The organism is Cognatiluteimonas sedimenti (genome assembly GCF_022808325.1).
Classification (GTDB): Bacteria; Pseudomonadota; Gammaproteobacteria; order Xanthomonadales; family Xanthomonadaceae; genus Cognatiluteimonas; species Cognatiluteimonas sedimenti.
Map to the genome: position 1 here is coordinate 44,982 of NZ_JALGCL010000005.1, position 19,268 is coordinate 64,249.

General features: G+C 64.9%; 17 protein-coding genes. 9 read left to right on the forward strand and 8 right to left on the reverse strand.

Annotated elements, in window-relative coordinates; translation table 11 throughout:
• Positions 1 to 45 precede the first annotated feature (45 nt).
• The 3 genes from MQC88_RS12110 to MQC88_RS12120 form a co-directional block, all read right to left on the reverse strand.
• On the reverse strand, positions 46 to 2,505 hold the full coding sequence (locus MQC88_RS12110) for a reprolysin-like metallopeptidase (protein ID WP_243322438.1): 2,460 nt from the start codon (positions 2,503 to 2,505) through the stop codon (positions 46 to 48).
• 61 nt (positions 2,506 to 2,566) lie between these two features.
• Entirely contained in the window at positions 2,567 to 3,199 is a 633-nt protein-coding gene (locus MQC88_RS12115; RefSeq protein WP_243322440.1) for a CoA transferase subunit B, read from the reverse strand.
• Entirely contained in the window at positions 3,199 to 3,942 is a 744-nt protein-coding gene (locus MQC88_RS12120; RefSeq protein ID WP_243322442.1) for a CoA transferase subunit A, read from the reverse strand. The genes MQC88_RS12115 and MQC88_RS12120 overlap by 1 nt, the downstream gene beginning before the upstream one ends.
• Before the next feature lie 165 nt (positions 3,943 to 4,107).
• On the opposite strand from MQC88_RS12120, the gene MQC88_RS12125 reads away from it, so the two are divergent.
• From MQC88_RS12125 to rffA, 6 genes are read left to right on the forward strand one after another with little or no spacing between them, the layout of a single operon-like run.
• Positions 4,108 to 5,049 (forward strand): glycosyltransferase family 2 protein, encoded by a 942-nt coding sequence (locus MQC88_RS12125; protein WP_243322444.1) that lies wholly within the window; start codon positions 4,108 to 4,110, stop codon positions 5,047 to 5,049.
• Positions 5,039 to 5,779 carry a sulfotransferase family protein gene (locus tag MQC88_RS12130; protein ID WP_243322446.1) on the forward strand — a complete coding sequence of 247 codons (741 nt, stop codon included), beginning with the start codon at positions 5,039 to 5,041 and terminating at the stop codon, positions 5,777 to 5,779. The genes MQC88_RS12125 and MQC88_RS12130 overlap by 11 nt, the downstream gene beginning before the upstream one ends.
• On the forward strand, positions 5,776 to 6,150 hold the full coding sequence (locus MQC88_RS12135; protein WP_243322448.1) for a DMT family transporter: 375 nt from the start codon (positions 5,776 to 5,778) through the stop codon (positions 6,148 to 6,150). Before MQC88_RS12130 ends, MQC88_RS12135 begins: the two co-directional genes overlap by 4 nt.
• Positions 6,143 to 6,706 (forward strand): acyltransferase, encoded by a 564-nt coding sequence (locus MQC88_RS13005; protein WP_256451778.1) that lies wholly within the window; start codon positions 6,143 to 6,145, stop codon positions 6,704 to 6,706. The genes MQC88_RS12135 and MQC88_RS13005 overlap by 8 nt, the downstream gene beginning before the upstream one ends.
• On the forward strand, positions 6,693 to 7,001 hold the full coding sequence (locus MQC88_RS12145; RefSeq protein WP_243322450.1) for an EamA family transporter: 309 nt from the start codon (positions 6,693 to 6,695) through the stop codon (positions 6,999 to 7,001). The genes MQC88_RS13005 and MQC88_RS12145 overlap by 14 nt, the downstream gene beginning before the upstream one ends.
• A 12-nt stretch (positions 7,002 to 7,013) precedes the next feature.
• Positions 7,014 to 8,150 carry a dTDP-4-amino-4,6-dideoxygalactose transaminase gene (rffA, locus tag MQC88_RS12150; RefSeq protein ID WP_243322452.1) on the forward strand — a complete coding sequence of 379 codons (1,137 nt, stop codon included), beginning with the start codon at positions 7,014 to 7,016 and terminating at the stop codon, positions 8,148 to 8,150.
• On the opposite strand, the gene MQC88_RS12155 is transcribed toward rffA, so the two are convergent.
• On the reverse strand, positions 8,047 to 9,654 hold the full coding sequence (locus MQC88_RS12155) for a hypothetical protein (protein WP_243322454.1): 1,608 nt from the start codon (positions 9,652 to 9,654) through the stop codon (positions 8,047 to 8,049). The two genes, rffA and MQC88_RS12155, sit on opposite strands and share 104 nt — an antisense overlap.
• A 131-nt stretch (positions 9,655 to 9,785) precedes the next feature.
• Between MQC88_RS12155 and MQC88_RS12160 the strand changes: the two genes are divergently transcribed.
• The 3 genes from MQC88_RS12160 (at position 9,786) to MQC88_RS12170 (ending at position 12,149) form a co-directional block, all read left to right on the forward strand.
• Entirely contained in the window at positions 9,786 to 10,259 is a 474-nt protein-coding gene (locus MQC88_RS12160; protein WP_243322456.1) for a hypothetical protein, read from the forward strand.
• A 73-nt stretch (positions 10,260 to 10,332) separates the two neighbouring features.
• Positions 10,333 to 11,121, forward strand: a complete 789-nt coding sequence (locus MQC88_RS12165; RefSeq protein WP_243322459.1) for an ABC transporter permease — start codon at positions 10,333 to 10,335, stop codon at positions 11,119 to 11,121.
• Positions 11,122 to 11,123: 2 nt separating this feature from the next.
• Positions 11,124 to 12,149: an ABC transporter ATP-binding protein gene (locus MQC88_RS12170; RefSeq protein WP_243322461.1), complete on the forward strand. Its 1,026-nt coding sequence runs from the start codon at positions 11,124 to 11,126 to the stop codon at positions 12,147 to 12,149.
• Here the strand turns inward: MQC88_RS12170 and MQC88_RS12175 are convergent, their stop codons facing one another.
• From MQC88_RS12175 to MQC88_RS12190, 4 genes are all read right to left on the reverse strand, one after another.
• Positions 12,150 to 15,548: a glycosyltransferase gene (locus MQC88_RS12175; protein WP_243322463.1), complete on the reverse strand. Its 3,399-nt coding sequence runs from the start codon at positions 15,546 to 15,548 to the stop codon at positions 12,150 to 12,152.
• 18 nt (positions 15,549 to 15,566) lie between these two features.
• Positions 15,567 to 16,490 (reverse strand): sulfotransferase family protein, encoded by a 924-nt coding sequence (locus MQC88_RS12180; RefSeq protein WP_243322465.1) that lies wholly within the window; start codon positions 16,488 to 16,490, stop codon positions 15,567 to 15,569.
• 64 nt (positions 16,491 to 16,554) lie between these two features.
• Positions 16,555 to 17,742, reverse strand: a complete 1,188-nt coding sequence (locus MQC88_RS12185) for a cystathionine gamma-synthase (RefSeq protein ID WP_243322467.1) — start codon at positions 17,740 to 17,742, stop codon at positions 16,555 to 16,557.
• Positions 17,743 to 17,798: 56 nt separating this feature from the next.
• Positions 17,799 to 19,169 (reverse strand): pyridoxal-phosphate dependent enzyme, encoded by a 1,371-nt coding sequence (locus MQC88_RS12190; protein WP_243322469.1) that lies wholly within the window; start codon positions 19,167 to 19,169, stop codon positions 17,799 to 17,801.
• Positions 19,170 to 19,268 lie beyond the last annotated feature (99 nt).

Sequence of the window (19,268 nt, forward strand, 5' to 3'; positions counted from 1 at the left end):
GCGCGCCTTCCTCGCAAGGCCGGCGCCTTCCGAACCCCGCCCGGCTTATTGAAGCTGGACGTCCATGAGGTCCATGCCCGCCTGCGGCACGTTGCTGACATAACCGGCGGCGAATGTCGTCCCCCAACTCAGCAACATCTTGATCCGCCTGGTCGCCGGATCCGAAAAGACCAGGTCGCCGCGGCCGTTCCCGTCGAAATCGCCCTTGCCCACGAGCCGGTAGCTCGGATCGAGCACTTTGCTGACATAAGTGAATCGGGTGGAGCCGTGCATGTACCAGACCACCATCTTGTTCGCGTCGTTGCGCACCAGCACGATATCGGCATCGCCGTCGCCGTTGATGTCCTGTAGGCCGGCCGGCAGGTAACTTGACTGGTAGGTCAACCCCACGAACTCGTCGTCGAATGCAACCCCGGTGCTGAGACTGGCCAGCACCTGGCGCGACGCATCGATCCACAGCAGATCCTCCTTGCCATCGCCATTCATGTCGCCCGCACCGACGAACGCGTAATTCGTGGCCCGGGCGTGGCTGTTGTAACTTTTCCGCGTCGCCCCGGACATGTACCAGATGGTTACCTTGCCGGAAGCCTTGTCGCGCAAAACGATATCGGCGCTGCCGTCACCATTGATGTCCGCCACGGCGAGCGGCGCGAGGCTGGACCCGTAGGCGTTCGCAAGTACCTGGACGGTGTAGTTGGCTCCGGTACTGAGGGCCAGCACCAGCTGTCGCGTCGCAGCGTTGTCGAACAGCAGGTCCGACTTGCCGTTGCCATCAAAATCCCCGGCGTCGACCAGGCGCAGGTTGCCATCCATCGTCGTCGATGAGTAGCTGCGGCGAGCGGCTCCATTCATGAACCATGTGGTGGCCTTGTCGCCTGGATGGTTGAAGAACACCAGGTCCGACGCACCGTCGCCATTGGCATCGAGCTGTCTGAGCAGCCCTCCGGCCTGGGGGTCCGGCAAGCCGACGACTGTTGCACGGAAACCGGCCACCGTCGGCATCGTCGCGGTGAGCGTGCGCGCGTTGTCCGCCCCGCTGTTGCCGCAGGCACGACTGCCGCAGAACGTGATCTTGGGATTCGAGAAGACCCGGTAACCCAGTTGTCCGCTGTCGCCATACGCCATGACCGTGTAGAAATTGCCGGCCGAGGTGCCGGTCTTGTAGCCGAACGAGTAGGTATAGGCGCCGTAATCCTCCGGGTTGTCGAGCACCCCGTCGCCACCCTTGGCGGTTTCCTTGTCGTGCGCCGCGCCCATGTTGTGGCCGAGCTCGTGCGCCAAGGTCTCGTCCTGGCAGTAATAAGTGTTGCCGTCGGAGCCTGCATCCGTGCCATCTCCGACTACCGAGTAGGCAAGATCGTCCCAGCCTTCGCCGGGTTCGATCTTCTGCAAGCCACCGCCCAGCAGCCAGGCAAGTCCGCAACCGTCCTGCTCGGGATCCCGGAAATCGCGTACCAACGAAACCAGGTCCGCGCCGAACTGCTCGCGCGCCGCGCGCAAGGCGTTGAACGCGGAATTAGGCGTTACCGGACCCGTTCCGGCCTTGTAACCGCTGAGTTGTTCGAGCGCGGTATCGTTGCTGTTGGTGTCCGTGTAGGTGACTTTCATCGCCTTGACGAGCCGGACCTGGGCGCTGACCTTGCTGTTGCCATAGGCGGCATTGGCGACATCTACCAGATAGTTGAGCCTGGTCGTGGCGCCGGAGGTGCCGCCATTGGCATTGGCGAACCCGCCGGTGTAGCCAATGACCAGGTCAACGGTGGTCGCCGCAGCCGGGGCGGCCGCGGAGGTCGTCGCACGAATGCCGGGCGACGCCGCTGCGGCGTCGGCGGCCGCGACGATGCCGGCGCCACGGGCTCGGGGGAGTTCGGATTCCGGAACGATGTGGTAATCCGGTCGCCGCGGTCGCGTCGCGGCATTGACGATCGCAGCCACCTTTTCAGGATCGGTGTCGACCAGCCAGCTGCCGCCATCGCGCACTGCCAGTCGCAGCGGCGGCTTGCCGGGCTGGGCGATGGAGCCGAACGCAGCCTGCGCGCCGAACGTCAGGATCGCCTGCTCGTCCTCATGCCCCGGCCGATGGCCGATCCAGGTCCAGTCACCCGAGGCATGTTCGACATGGCGGTCGTAGGCGAAGTCCAGGATCTCGCCTTCCGGCGTGGTCACGTGCAGGCGGCCGCCCGCAATGGCGCGCAGCGCATGTTCTTCGCTCAGTTCGGCGCGGTACCAGGTGTAGGCACCATCCCGGCGCACGATGCGGCCAGGGTAAGCCAACAGTTCGCCGTGGTCGGGGAGCCTGCCGAATCCCCTGGCGGTGCCGCGCTGCGCCGCAAGACCCATGGTTGCGATTGGCGACGCATCAAGCGCTGTCGCGGCCTTGGCCACCGGGGTGGCCACACGACCGACATCCTGGGTGCAACCGCCGGCCAGCAGCAGCGTGGCGAGTAGAACAACACGTTTAAACATCTGACTTGAACCCGTCTCTGCGACCCGGACCCGGATCATCGCCGAAATCCGGGTGCCGATGCATCCTGCCCATGGGGAATGCGGTTGCGGCCGCGCCTGTTCAGGCTGGACGGAAGCCGCAACCGGTCTTGGCCCGCAGCTCGTCCTCGCCCACGCCCGGCGCCAGTTCGACCAGCACCAGGCCATCGGCCTCCACGTCGAACACCGCCAGGTCGGTGATGATCCGGTTGACCACGCCGACTCCGGTCAGCGGCAGGGTGCACTCCGGCAGGATCTTGTGGCTGCCGTCCTTCGCCACGTGCTCCATCAGCACCACCACGCGCCGGACCCCGGCCACCAGGTCCATCGCGCCGCCCATGCCCTTGACCATCTTGCCCGGCACCATCCAGTTGGCCAGGTCGCCGCGGTCGGTGACCTGCATCGCGCCAAGGATGGCCAGGTCGATATGCCCGCCGCGGATCATGGCAAAGGAATCGTGGCTGCCGAAATAACTGGCGCCCGGGCGCGCGGTCACGGTCTGCTTGCCGGCGTTGATCAGGTCGGCATCGAGCTCGGCCTCGGTCGGGAAAGGGCCGATGCCGAGCAGGCCGTTCTCGGACTGCAACCACACGTCGACGCCTTCGGGAATGAAGTTGGCCACCAGCGTCGGCAGGCCGATGCCAAGGTTGACGTAGGCGCCGTCCGTGAGTTCGCGCGCGGCGCGTTGCGCCATCTGGTCGCGGGTCCAGGCCATCACTTCGCCTCCTGGCGGATCGTGCGCTGCTCGATGCGCTTCTCGGGGGTGGCGTTGAGCACGATGCGATCGACGTAGATGCCGGGCAGGTGCACCTGGTCAGGATCGATGGCGCCGATCTCGACGATCTCCTCGACTTCTGCCACGCAGGCCTTGCCGGCCATCGCGCAGGCCGGGTTGAAGTTGCGCGCGGTCTTGCGGAACACCAGGTTGCCGGCCACGTCCGCCTTCCACGCCTTGACCAGCGACACGTCGGCGACCAGCGCGGTCTCCATCACGTAGTGGCGGCCGTTGAACTCGCGCGTTTCCTTGCCCTCGGCGACCACGGTGCCGTAGCCGGTGGCGGTGAAGAACGCCGGGATCCCGGCGCCGCCGGCGCGCAGGCGTTCGGCCAGGGTGCCCTGCGGGTTGAACTCCAGCTCCAGTTCGCCCGCCAGGAACTGGCGTTCGAACTCCTTGTTCTCGCCGACGTAGGACGAAATCATCTTGCGGATCTGGCGCGTACCCAGCAACTGGCCGAGGCCGAAACCGTCGACCCCGGCGTTGTTGGAGATCACCGTCAGGTCCTTGGCCCCGGAATCGCGCAACGCGGCGATCAGCGCCTCCGGAATGCCGCACAACCCGAATCCGCCGACGGCGAGGGTCTGGCCATCGGCGACCAAGCCCTCCAGCGCCTTTGCAGCATCAGGATAGAGCTTCCGGCCGCCCACCCGGCCCCGTGACATCGGTGTACTTGCCGCCATTTCCTGCTCCTCGCGCCAGTATTCCTAGTCTACAACGCACCTGCGCGCGCCCGCAGGGACGGTCCGGCGGACCGGGCCATGCTGATAAACTTGCTGCTTGCCATCCCCGGGCTCCGCTTGGGAAATAGCGCTTGGCCGGGGCCTGGCCGACGATCCGGACGACCCATGACATCCGCCAATCCTGAATATTCCGTCGTGATCCCGGTCTTCAACAGCCAGGATATCGTGCTGGACACGCTGCGCCGTACGGCGGCCTTTTTCGAATCCCGTCAGTTGTCGTACGAGATCATCGCCGTCAACGATGGCAGCAGCGATTGCAGCTGGGAGCAACTGGCGCAAGCGGCCGCCGAGAATCCCCGGATCGTGGCGATCGACCTGCTGCGCAACAGCGGGCAACACAACGCCAACCTTTGCGGGTTCCGCGCATCCCGCGGGCAATGGCTTGTCACGATGGACGACGACCTGCAAAACCCCCCCGAGGAAATCGCGCATCTCATCGAGAAGGCGAAGGAGGGATTCGACCTCGTCCTCGGCCGTTTCCACGAAAAACAGCACGCCGGCTACCGAAAGCTCGGATCCCGGGCAGTCCGTGCACTCAACCAGCGCATTTTCGGCCAGGAACCTGATCTCGTCCTGAGCAATTTCAGGCTGATGCACCGGGATGTCGTGGACCGGGTATGCGCGTATCGCGGCCCGTTCCCCTACATCCCGGGGTTGTGCCTGCGTTTCTCGGGGCGACGCGCGAATGCCATGGTGGAACACCACCCTCGCCGTTCCGGAAGCAGCAACTACAACTGGAGACGGATACTGACCTTGGTCTCCACGATCCTGTTCAACTATTCCTCTTTCCCCTTGCGCCTGGTTGCCGCACTGGGGATATTCACCGCAATCGTCAGCCTCCTGCTTGGCCTCTACTACCTCGCGGAAGGAATCTTCGGGGGTGCGCGGGTACCAGGGTGGACGACCCTGGTAGTGATGCTGGCGTTCTTCAACGGCATGACGATGTTGATGCTTGCGATGCTGGGCGAATACGTGGTCAGGATCATCAACCAGCTGACCATCGCGGATCCCTATTTCGTACGCCGGACCATCCGCGATGGAGCATAGGCATTTCTTCATCGCCGGCGCGCAGCGCTGCGCGACAACGTATCTCTATCGCCTGTTCGACCAGCATCCGGCGATCACGATGGCCAGCCCAGTCAGGCCTGAACCGAAGTACTTCATCCGATCGGACGCGAAGGATGACGCGGACGCCTACCGCAGGCAGCTGTTCGCCAGGGCGAGCACGTCATGGCTGGGCGAGAAGAGCACTTCCTATATGGAATATTCGTCGGCCGCCGAGCGGATTGCTCGGGTGTTCCCGGACGCCGAGCTGTTCTTCGTACTGCGCGACCCAGTGGAAAGGGCCATTTCCAACTATCGTTTCAGCGTGATGAATGGCCTCGAGACCCTGTCCCTCGAAGACGCCTTGGACGCAGAAGTCGAGCGAATCGGCTGTATTCCCGAGGGACTCTCGGTCTCGCCTTTCGCATATGTGGGCCGGGGCCATTATGCCCGCCAGCTCGATGCCTGGAGCGCGCGCTTCCCCCCCGAACGCCTGCATATCCTGACCACCGAGCGACTGGTCGGCGATCCCGCAAATACATTGCGGGATGTGTTCGGGATGCTGGGAGTTGACGCGGATGTCACATTGGACAGCCTCGACGGCGCCGTTAATGCTTCGAAGCCAACGCAGGGCGTCTCCGCCACGGTGCGGCAGCGTCTGCGTTCGGCTTTCGAGGCCTCCAACCAGAGACTTTCGGAAGACTTCGGCGTTTCGGTGGAGGATTGGCAATGATTCCGCGGCGCATTCCCCATGGCCGGGGAGTGATGGTCACGCTGGTGTTGGCCACGGTGGTGATCCAGATCGTTGTGGCGGTGATGCTGAAGGAGCTGGCGGATGCCCACGGAGGCGATTCTCGCCTGTGGCTGCTTTTCGTCCTAGCCATCGCCGTGGCGCTCAATGGCCTGCGCTTCCTCGTTTGGGGCTACACGCACAAGCACTACCCCCTCAGTCATTCCTATCCTCTTACCGCGATGTTCTTTCCCTGCATCCTGCTGGTCTCGGCCTGGTACGGCGACCCGATAGGGTGGGAAAAGCTCGGCGGTGTGTGCGTCATCGTGCTAGGACTCGTATTGATGACATGGAACGGCTCGGGAAATGCCTAGCTTCGTGGAAGCCATCTGGAGACGACCGCGCGCAAAGCGTTGGCTCAACCATGCCTACGTCTATGCGATCCAGCTCCTCCACCTGATCTTGGATGCTTCGCCATGGTTCCTTCGCAGTGGCGTCTGGAGACTGCTGCTGAAGGATTGCGGAGCCGGCGTGTTCTTCGACCATCGCGTATACGTGAAATTCCCGTGGCTGGTATCGCTCGGCAGCGATATCAGCATCAATCGGGGCGTCGAGTTCTACTGCGGATTGCGTGAGCGCAGCCGCATCACGATCGGCTCCAACGTGCGGATAGCACCGAATGTTCGCTTCCATGCCGCCGGCCATGAACCGGACCTTCCGGACTTCCCCGATAACGGCGCCGACATAGTCGTGGAGGACGATTGCTGGATCGGTGCCGGCGCAGTTGTGCTGCAAGGCGTGAGAATCGGTCGTGGCGCAGTCGTCGCGGCTGGCAGCGTGGTTACAGGTGATATCCCTCCCTACTGCATTGCAGGCGGGGTACCGGCGCGCAAGTTGCGCGACAGGCGGGTCGAGCATGCATCCGGTTAGTTGGCTGGCGCTTTCGCTGGGCTGCACCGCCCTCGCCCAGATCGCCTTCAAGCTCTACTTCAAGAGCCGCAAGTGGTGGGTGCTTGCAGCAACCATCGGCGTATTCATGCTGGTGCCTTTCACTACATACAATGCACTCAAAGGCTTGCCGTTGGCGACGGTCTATGTCGCAACTGCCGCCTCCCAACTACTTGTCGTGCTTCTGTCGCTTGCCTTCATGGGCGAACGTTATTCGACAAGGCAATACTTCGGCTTCGTGCTGGTACTCGCCGGCATCGTTCTTTACAACAGCTAACGGGTACGCGCCATGATCAAGTTCAATCAACCCTACATGACCGGTCGCGAGTTGTGGCTGATCAGCCAGGCGCACGCCAATGGCCACCTCTCCGGGGACGGGTCCTTCACCAGGCTCTGCCACCAGTGGCTGGAGGCACAGACCGGGTGCCGGAAAGCCCTGTTGACGCACTCGTGCACTGCGGCACTGGAGATGTCCGCGTTGCTCCTGGACCTGAAGCCAGGCGACGAAGTGATCATGCCGTCGTTCACGTTCGTATCCACCGCGAACGCGTTCGTGTTGCGCGGCGCGGTTCCGGTATTCGTGGACATCCGCCCGGACACGCTCAACATCGACGAATCACTGATCGAGGCCGCGATCACGCCGCGCACCAAGGCGATATGCGTGGTCCATTACGCCGGCGTCGGATGCGAGATGGATTCGATCCTCGCGATTGCCGCACGGCACGGCCTCGCCGTCATCGAGGACGCAGCGCAGGGAATCTTCTCCACCTACAAGGGCCGCCCGCTGGGAAGCATCGGGGGGCTTGGCGCGCTCAGCTTCCACGAGACCAAGAACGTCATTTCCGGCGAAGGCGGTGCGCTCCTGGTCAACGATGATGCATATATCGAGCGTGCCGAGATAATCCGCGAGAAGGGCACCAACCGCAGCAAGTTCTTCCGCGGCCAGGTCGACAAGTACACATGGGTCGATGTCGGCTCTTCCTATCTTCCCGGCGAAATCATTGCGGCATTCCTGGCTGCACAATTCGAGGAAGCCGAGAAGATCACCCAGCGCCGGCTTGACCTCTGGCAGCGCTACCATGCATGGGCGGAACGCCTGGAATCCGCAGGCCTGGCGCGCCGCCCGATCATTCCTGCCGACTGCACGCACAACGCGCACATGTACTACCTGCTGCTTCCGTCTCTCGACGCACGCACCGGGTTCATCGATGGCCTCCGCCAGCGCCAGGTCGGCGCGGTCTTCCATTACATTCCATTGCACTCGTCCCCTGCGGGGCGCCGCTACGGGCGCGCCTCGGGGGACCTGCCCGTCACGGACACGGTCAGTGAACGGCTGGTACGGCTGCCTTTATGGGCTGGCCTGGAAGAGCACCTGGACGAAGTGCTGGCCGCGGCGGATGCGTCCCTGGCGGCGCCAGTCCGCTGAGGGTTCCCATATCCGGATACAGGCGGTTACGTGCCTGGAAGGATGGCGAAAACAGGTTCAGCCGGTGCACACGCATGAATTGCAGCAACCGTGCGCGACGTGCCGGTGTATAGCGGCAGATCACGATTTGGGGCATGCATTTTTCGGGGACGAGAGCGGGCTGCGCGGCCATCGCGCCGATCTGGAACGCCATTCGTTGCTGGTAAGCGCTCATGAACCTCAGGCTGCCCCAGGCGGACACGGCAAATGGAATCTGCAACACCAGCAAACCCGCTGCGGCGACGCCCAGGATGGTCGTGCCTGCTTGCACGGTCGCGTTGCGGACCGCCTGGCCCCTCGATGCCTGCACCTGGTCAATGCCCATCAGCAGCAGTGCGAGCAGGTTCCATTGGTAGATCATCACGTAGCGCGGCTGCCACAGGTAGTCGCTGCCGCCACGCGCGCCTACGCGGGTGAGGATGATTCCCGCCAGCAACCCGTAGAACACCAGCATCATCGCGACCCCGGTGAAAGACGCCAGGGAAGAACGCGGTGCCGCGAATGCCCGCCACCAGAACCAGGCATGGGCGAGCGCGACAGCGACCGCCAGCAATATCTGGACTTCATCCGCCCCGGCACCGAACCATGCTTGTGAGTGGCTGCGGTGTGCGACCGACGATGACAAGGGAATGACCGCCCATTTCCATGCCTGGGGGACTTGCGCCAGCAACAAGCCAAGCCCGCGGGCGGCCCCGCCCGTCACGACATGCTCCGGCGCCGGTATCAGCAATCGGTATCCCAAGGCGTAGACAGCGTAGGCGGCCAAGACGATCGCAACGACCTGCACCGTTCGCTGCCAAGTCCGTTGGCGCCATGCATGGACGGCAGCGGCGAGGGTCGCGGCGATGGTGGTGACCAGGCCCGTGTCGTCGGTAACCACGTCCATCGCCAGGGCCGCGGCGAATGCGATTGACAGGGGCAGGCGCCCCCCGGAACTGAGCGCGCGCCAAGCCGCCCACAGGAAAACCAGCATGAATGCATGGCTGGTGTAGTTGAGCGTCAGCAGTGGCCAGGAGAGAACCACCGTCGCGTTGGGTGACAGATATACCGCCGCGAGCGCCGCAAACCCAAGTTGTGGAACAAGCCCCGGTACGGATTCTGGAACACCTTCAAGTGGACCGAGGTTTGGAAACGCAAAATGCCAGAGCAATGCCAGGTTGAGGCACGCGAAGAGCAGCCCGATCACGCTCTCGATCGAGAAGTCCAAGTCGAAATAGCGATAGTGGAACAGCAGGACCAGCTTGCGAAGGGGTTGCGAATGGTCGTTCGCGGCACGCTTCAGGAACAGGTCGCTGGCATGGAATTCGCCGGTTGCCGCTGGCCGCACCACCGTATCCACCGCGTTCCAGCCATCGGCGACGACCAGGGGGTTGGCCGACCGGGCGGCGAACAGGAAAGCATTCAGCCCCATCAGCGCCAGCACTGCCAGAAGCAGGATCCTGCGTACCGCGAAACTGTCGCGCATCAGGGCGCTCCCGGGTGGATTGGATGGCCCCACGAGCCACGGAAAACGACGGCAGGCCGCAATGCATGGACACTAGCGGCCAATGATAATATGCCGCCCCCGTCAGAATTCTTGCACCTGGAGCGCTCCAAATGAGGAACAGCCTGTTGATCGGCGCCTGCCTGGCCGCCGCACTGTGTGCGTGCAGCAAGCAGGATCCCGCCCCCGTCACCGAGGAGGCGCGAGCACCCGTGGCCAGCACTGCATCTGCCGCGGATACCGCGCAACAAGCGCCCGCCCGGCAACAGCGCAAGCCAGTCACCGCGCAAGAAATCGACCAGATCAGGGCCAGTGGCCGGTCCGGCTTCTGGTCCGAACCTGACGCCTTTTGCACCGATGCCACCCGGCAGCAGGCGACCCTGTTCTGGAATATCGAAGGCAACGCGAAGGGCGTGACGGTCGTCCTGCTGGACAAGGCCGGGAAGGAACGCCGCATCGGCCAGGGAGGTCCGGTCGGGCGCAAGACGACGGGGCGCTGGCTGAAGGCCGGATCGACCTTCCTGCTGCGCGACAAGGACTCGAAGGCCGAGGTGGGGAAGCTCGCCATTGCCGGAAAGCAGTGCTGAAACCGCAACTCATCGCGGTTGCCACGATCGATGCCTGCGTGTCGAAGCGGGCATCGCAGCGAGTTCGCTTGAAATGGACCTGCTGAGGACCGCGTTCACGGACTGGGCCAAGTCCGTGCGCATGGCTTCGTTGTGGGCAAACCTTGCCCTGGAAGACCTGCATGACCGCTACCGGCGCACGGCGCTGGGCCTGGTCTGGATCGTGGCTTCGTTTGCGCTCTTCGTCATGGTCAAGGTGCTGATCTTCGGCCAGCTGAGCAGCGCGTCCACGGCGGAATTCGGGATCTTCGTCACCATAGGCTTCGGTTTGTGGGCCTATGTCAACTCGATGGTCGTGGACGCCTGTACCGCCTACATGCATGCACGCCCATGGATACTTGCCACGGCGATCCCGTATCCCGTCTTCCTGCTGCAGGCCGTCCTGCGGAACTGGATGGTTTTTGCGCTCACCATGCTCGTCATGGCTGTCGCCCTTTATTGGAAACCCACTGGCTGGAGCATGCGCGCATGGAGCGTGCTTCCCGCACTCCTCTGCTACGTCGTGACTTCGGTGTGGCTGGCTGCGATCCTCGCGCCAGTCTGCACGCGGTACCGTGACGTTTACCATGCAATCCAGACCGGACTGCGGCTGGTGTTCTTTGCCACGCCGATCCTGTGGATGCCGGCCGACAGCGGAAAGCTGGCCATGATTGCGCGACTGAACCCCATATCGCACTACATCGCGATCATTAGGGAGCCGCTGATCTACGATCGGATCCCGTCCGAAAGCTGGCTCGTGGTGCTCGCGATCAACGTCGTCGGGCTGGTGCTCGCGGTGTTCGTGTATGCCTCGACCCGACGGCGCGTGGCGCACTGGGTCTGAACATGTATCTTCGAGCCCGCGACATCACGATCGACTTTCCGCTGTCGTCCGGCTCGCACTCGAGCCTGGCCTCCAATTCCGACGACTCACCGCTAGGGGGCCAGATACACCAGGAACGCGGCAAGTCATTCGTCCGCGCGCTCGCCGATGTCTCACTGCACCTCGGGCACGGCGACAGACTCGCGCTCATCGGCCATAACGGGTCCGGCAAGTCCACCTTGTTGCGGGCCCTTGCCGGGATCTACCACCCGACGCATGGCAGGATCGAAAGCGACGGCAAGGTATCCGGAATATTCAACATGTCGCTTGGATTGCGCCAGGAAGCGACTGGATACCGCAACCTTGTTCTAAAGGGGCTGATTGCGGGGCGTTCACGGCGCCAGATCGAGGCGGCGCTGCCCGAAATTGCCGAGTTCACCGGTCTCGGACCGTACCTCGACATGCCCCTCCATACCTATTCCCAGGGCATGGCGATGCGGCTGGCATTCGCCGCGACCACGGCTTTCTCGAACGACATCCTGGTCATGGATGAATGGATTGGCGCTGGCGACGCCGGCTTCCAGGAAAAGATCATCGATCGGATGAACGATTTCCTCCACGCATCAACCATCATCGTCCTCGCCTCGCACAGCACGACGCTGCTGCGCCGCATCGCGAACAAGGCGCTGTGGCTGGAGCAGGGCCGAATACGCATGACCGGCGGAATGGAAGTCCTTGATGCGTATGAAACCGAAGTGGCGCGGCGCATGCTGCCACGGGGATTGCGCGAGTTGATCTCGGGCCGGTCCGGGATGTGGGTGGCGCCGGCTGGTGGTACGGACATGCAGTTGGCCTGGAACCTAGAAACCGCGGCCCAAGCCCTGGAACTGCGCGTGCTGCCGGAGCACGGCCCGATCAAGGCCATTCGCAACATCTCCGCGCAGGGTGCGTGGCGCCTGCCCGCGTGGGCCCACGCCGGGCTGGTCTTCGACATCTATGACGTCGCGGGGTCGACTTCCGTCGCCAGCATCACGGTTCCACCGCGTTGATCAGGCTCCGCGCGGCCGGGGCTCGGACAGCAGCGCGCGCATGCGCTCGTTGGCGCGCTCCCTGGAAGTGACATTACGCGCATAGGCCAGGCCAGCCAGGGAAAGGCGCTGCCATAAGCCGTCATCTTCGAGCAGGGCGATCACGTGCGCAGCGAATTCCCCGGCGGCGGCACCTACAAGCACATCGCTTCCGGGCGTCAGCTGCATGCCTTCCGCCGCGATCGGCGTGCAGACCGTCGGCACGCCGTGAGCGAGGCTGCCAGCCACCTTGCCCTTGGCACCTGCACCGTAGCGCAACGGTGCGACAGTGATGCGATGGCGACCGAGGAAGGCCTCGAGATCATCCACGAAACCGACGACCTCCACGCCCTCGCGGCTGGATAGCTCCATGACTTCTGGCGAAACATGGCTCCCGGCGATGTGCAGTCGGGCACTTGGCACGGATGCCAGGACCAGGGGCCATACCGCATCGACGAACCAGATGATGCCGTCGGCATTGGGCGGATGACGGAACCCACCGACGAAGCACACGCCATCCCTGCCGTGCAGGCCCGGCGGGGCGTCCAAGGGATCCTGGATCAACGGGAACAGGGCAATCTCGGTCCCGGGCAATTCTTTCCGCAGCAATTCGTGTTCGAATGCCGAGTGGACAAGCGCGACGTCCGCCTTGGAGATGACGCGCAACTCCCTTTCCTTGGTGCGCAGTGCGTTCGCGGTCGCCGCACCGTCACCCGTCAATTCGGCCTCGCGCATTTCGCGGAGATAATGCATATCCGCATTGAGGAAGATGATCCTTGCAGCCGGGTACTTCCGCCGCAGCACATCGATGTGCGCATCGCCAACCCCGAACCGGTGCAGGAAAACCGTGTCGAATTGATCGTTTCGCGCAGCCAGGAAGGCCGCCATTCCCGGGTAGGCGGGATGATAGATCGCCTCGATCCCGATCCGCTGCAAGTTGCGCGTGGCCGCGCCGACATTCGCGAAGTTGTCTTCGGGGATGAATGTCACCTTGTAGCCCTGCCCGAGGAAGGCCTTCATCACCTCGAACGCCACAAGGGACCCGGCATCCTCGTCCGGCGTCGGCGTGCAATGGTCCACGAACAGCACCCTGCGGGTTACCGCCCGCTCCTTCTCCAGTTCGGGCCTCTCGGCATTGGGGCGGTGCGTGGCCAGCACGTGTTTCCATCGCTCGTGCAGCTTGCGCAGGTTCTCCACCTGGTAGGCCTTCGCCCCGGAACCCAGGTCAGTGCCGGAGCTGATGCCTTCGAAATGCAGCAGTTGCGACAACGGCTGGACCACGGTCCGCAAGCCCGCCGCACGCACCCGGAACGCGAGGTCCGCGTCCTCGGCGTAGGCGGGAACGAACAACTCGTCGAAGCCGCCCAGTTCGATCCACGACTCCCGGCGCAGGATGATCGACGCACCGGAAACATAATCGACGTCGCGCAGGTAGCTGTATTCGGGGCGTCGGGGATCATCCAGACGTCCCAGGTTCCAGGCCGATCCGTCGCGCCAGACGATCGCGCCGCATTCCTGCAGGCGACCATCGGGATAGACCAGCTTCGAGCCGGCCAAACCGATGCCCGGCTCCGATTCCAGTGTCGCGACCAGTTCGTCCAGCCAGCGCGGCAGCACCAGCGTGTCGTTGTTGAGGAACAGGACGTAGCGTCCGCGCGCGTGGCGCGCGGTCTCGTTGCAGTTGCGGACGAAGCCGAGGTTGCGGCCATGGCGGACATGGCGCACACCGGGAATCGGCGTGGCCAATGCGGCCGCGGTGGCATCGGTGGAAGCGTCGTCGCCCACGAGGATCTCGAAACTGAAGCGCGTCTCGTGCGCGAGCAGCGCGTCGATGCAGGCCAGGGTGAACGGCAACTGGTTGAAGACCGGGATCACGATCGACACGTCCGACCCTGACTCCAGTTGCGGGCGCTGCTTCGCGCGACCGGCGATCTCGCGGGCCCATGCAAGCGCTTCCTCCTCCGTGCACGTGAAGTCCCTGGCTGCCCGCGCCTGCGTCCCGGGGACCGGCAGGCCGAAGCGCTCGATCCTGAGCACCACGTCGGTGGCATCGGTTTCGCCGAACTCCGCCACCAGGAAATCGCGGAGGCCTGCGTGGGAGCGGAACGGGGTGCCGGCTGGAGCGGCGGCGGCGAATTCGCCGCCTGCGATGGCGCCCGCTGCGCCTGCATCCAGGCTTGAAGCGGGCGTGGCCGACAATCGCAACAGGTCGGGATCCCCGGACTGCTGGCCATTCAAGCGCCGCATTGCGGCTCGCAATGGCCTGGTGACTCTCCAGCTGCGGCTGCGCAGGATGGTCGCCAACGCGCGGCGCAGCTCATCGGACTCGCGATAGGCCGTTGCAAGCGCCCTTCGCGCCGCGGTGTTTTCCTGGTCCCGCCGCCGGTAATCTGCCTGCGTCCGGCGCAGCTCTGCATCGGCATCCGCCAGCCGTGCTTCGTATGTCAGCCGGGTTTCGTGCAGCAGGGAGTCTGTCTCCCGGTAAATCCGCAACAGGGCATCGCGCTCCGCCAGGGCCGACTCCCTGGTCTCGCGGAGGCGCCGCACCCTGTCGCGAAGCAACGGTGCGCCGATATCAGACAGCGAGGCCAAGCCGGATCTCGGCGCGAGCAACTCGGCATCCGCAACCGTGCGGCCAGCAGCCCGGTCCCGGCACCAGCCCCAGACGGCCTCCATCCAAGCAGCGACCAAGGCAGGCAACCCGGGGGGCTCGACGATGCGCGAGGACGGCTGCAGGTAGGCGTCGATCCGCGCGCCGGCATCCGCGCCGATTGCGGGCCAGGAGAATCCCTGCTCGACGGCAATCCGCTCCGTGCAGCCACGCCAATCGGCGAGCAACTGCCGGTAGGTCACGAAGCAAGCGCCGTGGTCGGCCGCTTCCGCGGCCGCCAGCCCATAGCCGACATACAGCAGGGCCGCGCTGGTGGCGCTGGTGTGGTCGCGGCGCACCAGCGAATCGATCACCTCGTCGCCGGGGCGCATCATCACGACCGGACAGGCCCTCGCGCCCAACGACCGCAACACGTCGGTCCAGAACGCGCGCAGCAGGGTACAGCGCGGATCCTTGAGCACGAACAGGCGCGAGTCGCCGTATTCGCACTCGATCACCTGCCTTGCTTCGGCGTGGAAGCCGGCGGGGATGGACCCCGGGGGCGGCAATCGCAACGCCGCGAACGGGTCGTCCCAGGCCAGGTCGAAATAGTCGAGGATGCGGTCGTTCAGCTCGACCACGCCGCGCGGCTCCCAGTAACCGGATTCGTTGCCCTCGTTCGCCGGCAGCACGTCGCGCGGCAGGTCGGCGCCGCGCAGCGAGCACACGCGCGCCAGCGCGGAGGTGCCGGCGCGATGCATGCCCAGGATCAGTAGCGCGATGCGGTCCAAGCGGATCTCCGGGGCGGCTCAGATCAGCGCGCGGTCATGGCAATGATCCAGGAACCGCTGTCGCACCACCTGCAGCGAGAGCTCATCCGCAGCGTCGCTGCCCGGCTGGCGGTCGACGATGTCGTAGACCTCCTGGGCGCGGCGGAACACGACGTTTTCCCGCAGCAGCTCGAGGTTCTTGCCGCGCTTGTCCTCGACCTGCGACGAGTTCACCTTGTTGCGCAGCGGCAGCAGGCAATCGGGCGAGAACTCCTCGCCCAGGAAGTCACTGACCTCGCGGAACAGCTGCTCGGGTTCCTCGGCGATGCGATTGAAGCGCAGCCGGAAAACCCGCCGGCTGCCGAGGCCCCGTTCGGCGTACCACGCGTTCTCGGTGTGCGCGATCCACGTCTCCAGGCCTTGCTCGAGCGCCTGTGGGGCGGCGCCGACCTTGTCGAAGGATTCCAGCGACGTGGCGACTTCGTGCGGGCGTCGCAGGTTGTGGATGAAGACTGCCTGCGGAAACATCTCGGCCAGCGCCCAGGTGTAGAAGCTGTTGAGTGGCGTGCCATCGATCCAGCGCTGCTTGGGGTCGCTCGCGGCGCGCTTGATCTGCATCGGCGCGTCCTGCCGGTTCGCCGGCAGGCGCCAGCCCGGGTTGCGCACCGCATCGCCGTAGAAACGCAGGCACCGTTCCGCGAACGCATCCTGGACCACCGCGTCGACCGCTTCACCGATCCGCGCCATGAACGACGGCAACGGGAACTCCACGTTCGACAGGTGCGAGAAACGGCCGCGTTCGGACCCCTTCCCGTGCGACAGGTAGGCGCCGACGGCCATGCTGGCGATCCAGGCGGTCTCGGGCATCGGCTGGATGTTCGGATGCTGGCCCAGCGCCCAGGTCGTGACCGAGGTGCCCGAACGCGGGGCACCGATGATGAAAATGGGTCGGATGTCTTTCATGGCCGTGTCGCCGATCCTGCCATCGAGTCCGGTCGCGTCGCCGGCGTCCCTTCCGCCGCGGCCATCAACCGGCCAGTGCGGCGTCGAGGTCCGCGCGCAGGTCCTGCAGGGATTCGATGCCGACGCTCAACCGCACCAGGTCGTCGCCGATGCCCAGCTCGGCGCGCCGCTGCGGCGGCACCGACGCATGCGTCATCACCGCCGGGTGGTTGACCAGGCTTTCCACGCCGCCCAGCGATTCGGCCAGGGTGAACAGCTCGGTGCGTTCGCAGAAGCGCTTCGCCGCCTCGAAGCCGCCCTTGAGGCAGATCGAGAGCATGCCGCCGGAACCATCCATCTGCCGCTTCGCCAGCGCGTGGTGTGGGTGCGATGCGAGCCCCGGGTAGATCACTTTTGAAATCGCCGGGTGCGTTTCCAGGTATTCGGCCAGTGCCTGCGCATTGTCGCAGTGCGCCTTCATGCGCAGGTGCAGGGTCTTGGCACCGCGCAGTCCGAGGAAGCTGTCGAACGGGCCCTGCACCGCGCCGATCGAGTTCTGCAGGAACGCGAGCTGCTCGGCCAGGTCGGCGTCGTCGCCGACCACGACCATGCCGCCGACCATGTCCGAGTGGCCGTTGAGGTACTTGGTCGCCGAATGCATCACCAGGTCCGCGCCGTGCTCGAGCGGGCGTTGCAGAGCCGGCGACGCGAACGTGTTGTCGACGACCATGCGCAGGCCGTGCATGCGCGCGATCGCGGAGATCGCGGCGAGGTCGACGATCTTCAGCAGCGGGTTGGTCGGGGTCTCGACCCAGACCAGCTTCGTCTTCGGCGTGATCGCGGCCTCGAACCTGGCCGGATCGGTCAGGTCGACGAAACTGAAGTCGAGGCCGGCGCTGCGTCGGCGCACGCGCTCGAACAGCCGATAGCTGCCGCCGTAGAGGTCGTCCATGGCGACGACGTGGTCGCCGCTGTCGAGCAGCTCGAGGATGGTCGAGGTCGCCGCCAACCCGGAAGCGAACGCGTAACCGCGGCTGCCGCCTTCCAGCGAGGCGACACAGCGCTCCCAGGCGAAGCGGGTCGGGTTGTGGCTGCGCGAATACTCGAAGCCCTGGTGCACGCCCGGGCTGGACTGGGCATAGGTACTCGTGGCGTAGATCGGCACCATGACCGCGCCGGTGCTCGGGTCCGGCGCCTGGCCGCCGTGGATGGCGCGGGTGCCGAGGCCCCATCGCGCCGCGTCGGTGGACGCGCCGCCGTGTTTGTCGTTCATGGCTCTACACCTGGATCGAGGCGGGAATTCTAGCATCGGGGCCCTGGACCCCCGGCCTACTGCACCCGCCGCCGCAGGTAGTTCAGCAGGTCGATCCGGGTGATCAGGCCGAGGAACCTGCCGGCGTCGGTGACGATGGCGACGTGGCCCCGGTCGAACACCGGCAGCAGCGCCTCGATCGGCGACTTTACGTCGAGCCGGTCGAGCTTGCTGACCATCGCGGTGGACACCGGGTCACGGAAGCGCGCCTCGTCGCCGTACACGTGCAGCAGCACGTCGGACTCGTCGACGATGCCGACCAGCTCCTCGCCGTCCATCACCGGCAGCTGCGAGACGTCGTACAGCTTCATCCGCTGCCAGGCGGTGACCAGCAGATCCCCGGGACCGACCACGACCGTGTCGCGCTGCGAGAACGGGCGCAGGATCAGGTCGCGCAGGTCGCCGGTCGGCTCGCGCTCGAGGAAGCCGTTGTCCAGCATCCAGTAGTCGTTGTACATCTTCGACAGGTACTTGTTGCCGGTATCGCAGACGAACACCAGTACCTTCTTCGGCGTGGTTTGCTCGCGGCAGTACTTCAGCGCCGCGGCCAGCAGGGTGCCGGTCGAGGAGCCGCCGAGGATCCCTTCCTTCGCCAGCAGTTCCCGGGCGGTGAGGAAGCTCTCCTTGTCGCTGATCGCGTAGGCCTTGTGCACGCGGCTGAAGTCCGAGATCGGCGGCAGGAAATCCTCGCCGATGCCCTCGACCATCCAGCTCGCGGACTTCTCCACGATCTCGCCGCGGTTGATGTAGTCCTCCAGGATCGAGCCGACCGGGTCGGCGAGGATCAGCTCGGTGCCCGGCGAGTGCGTGGCGAAGCAGCGCGACAGCCCGGTCATCGTGCCGGAGCTGCCGCAGCCGAACACGATCGCGTCCAGCCCCCCCTGCATCTGCCGCAGGATCTCCGGGCCGGTGCCGAATTCGTGCGCGGCCGGATTGTCGGGATTGCCGAACTGGTTGATGAAGTAGGCACCGGGCGTTTCGCGCGCCAGCCGCTCGGCCAGGTCCTGGTAATAGTCGGGGTGGCCCTTGGCGACGTCGCTGCGGGTCAACACCACCTGGGCGCCCATCGCCTTGAGGTTGAAGATCTTCTCGCGGCTCATCTTGTCGGGCACGACCAGGATCAGCTTGTAACCCTTCTGCTGCGCGACCAGCGCCAGGCCGATGCCGGTGTTGCCGGCGGTGCCTTCGACCAAGGTGTCGCCCGGCTTGATGTCGCCGCGCTGCTCGGCGGCCTCGATCATCGACAGGCCGATGCGGTCCTTGATCGAACCGCCCGGATTCTGGCTCTCGAGCTTCAGGTACAGGGTGCACAGGCCGGTATCCAGGCGCTGCGCCTGGACGATCGGCGTGTCGCCGACCAGTTCGAGTACGGATTGATGGATCGACATGGAGTTCCCCGGTAGACGCCGGATTATATGGGGCACCCCGGGTTTATCCCTTGAATCCCCGCACATGGATGTGCGGGCTGCTGCGGAGGGATCCGCATG

What these genes read in the sequence shown, in the direction of transcription:
- MQC88_RS12110 (WP_243322438.1), bottom strand. Translation starts at nt 2,505, where the DNA reads ATGATCCGGGTCCGGGTCGCAGAGACGGGTTCAAGTCAGATGTTTAAA.
- MQC88_RS12115 (WP_243322440.1), bottom strand. Translation starts at nt 3,199, where the DNA reads ATGGCCTGGACCCGCGACCAGATGGCGCAACGCGCCGCGCGCGAACTC.
- MQC88_RS12120 (WP_243322442.1), bottom strand. Translation starts at nt 3,942, where the DNA reads ATGGCGGCAAGTACACCGATGTCACGGGGCCGGGTGGGCGGCCGGAAG.
- MQC88_RS12125 (WP_243322444.1), top strand. Translation starts at nt 4,108, where the DNA reads ATGACATCCGCCAATCCTGAATATTCCGTCGTGATCCCGGTCTTCAAC.
- MQC88_RS12130 (WP_243322446.1), top strand. Translation starts at nt 5,039, where the DNA reads ATGGAGCATAGGCATTTCTTCATCGCCGGCGCGCAGCGCTGCGCGACA.
- MQC88_RS12135 (WP_243322448.1), top strand. Translation starts at nt 5,776, where the DNA reads ATGATTCCGCGGCGCATTCCCCATGGCCGGGGAGTGATGGTCACGCTG.
- MQC88_RS13005 (WP_256451778.1), top strand. Translation starts at nt 6,143, where the DNA reads ATGCCTAGCTTCGTGGAAGCCATCTGGAGACGACCGCGCGCAAAGCGT.
- MQC88_RS12145 (WP_243322450.1), top strand. Translation starts at nt 6,693, where the DNA reads ATGCATCCGGTTAGTTGGCTGGCGCTTTCGCTGGGCTGCACCGCCCTC.
- rffA (WP_243322452.1), top strand. Translation starts at nt 7,014, where the DNA reads ATGATCAAGTTCAATCAACCCTACATGACCGGTCGCGAGTTGTGGCTG.
- MQC88_RS12155 (WP_243322454.1), bottom strand. Translation starts at nt 9,654, where the DNA reads ATGCGCGACAGTTTCGCGGTACGCAGGATCCTGCTTCTGGCAGTGCTG.
- MQC88_RS12160 (WP_243322456.1), top strand. Translation starts at nt 9,786, where the DNA reads ATGAGGAACAGCCTGTTGATCGGCGCCTGCCTGGCCGCCGCACTGTGT.
- MQC88_RS12165 (WP_243322459.1), top strand. Translation starts at nt 10,333, where the DNA reads ATGGACCTGCTGAGGACCGCGTTCACGGACTGGGCCAAGTCCGTGCGC.
- MQC88_RS12170 (WP_243322461.1), top strand. Translation starts at nt 11,124, where the DNA reads ATGTATCTTCGAGCCCGCGACATCACGATCGACTTTCCGCTGTCGTCC.
- MQC88_RS12180 (WP_243322465.1), bottom strand. Translation starts at nt 16,490, where the DNA reads ATGAAAGACATCCGACCCATTTTCATCATCGGTGCCCCGCGTTCGGGC.
- MQC88_RS12185 (WP_243322467.1), bottom strand. Translation starts at nt 17,742, where the DNA reads ATGAACGACAAACACGGCGGCGCGTCCACCGACGCGGCGCGATGGGGC.
- MQC88_RS12190 (WP_243322469.1), bottom strand. Translation starts at nt 19,169, where the DNA reads ATGTCGATCCATCAATCCGTACTCGAACTGGTCGGCGACACGCCGATC.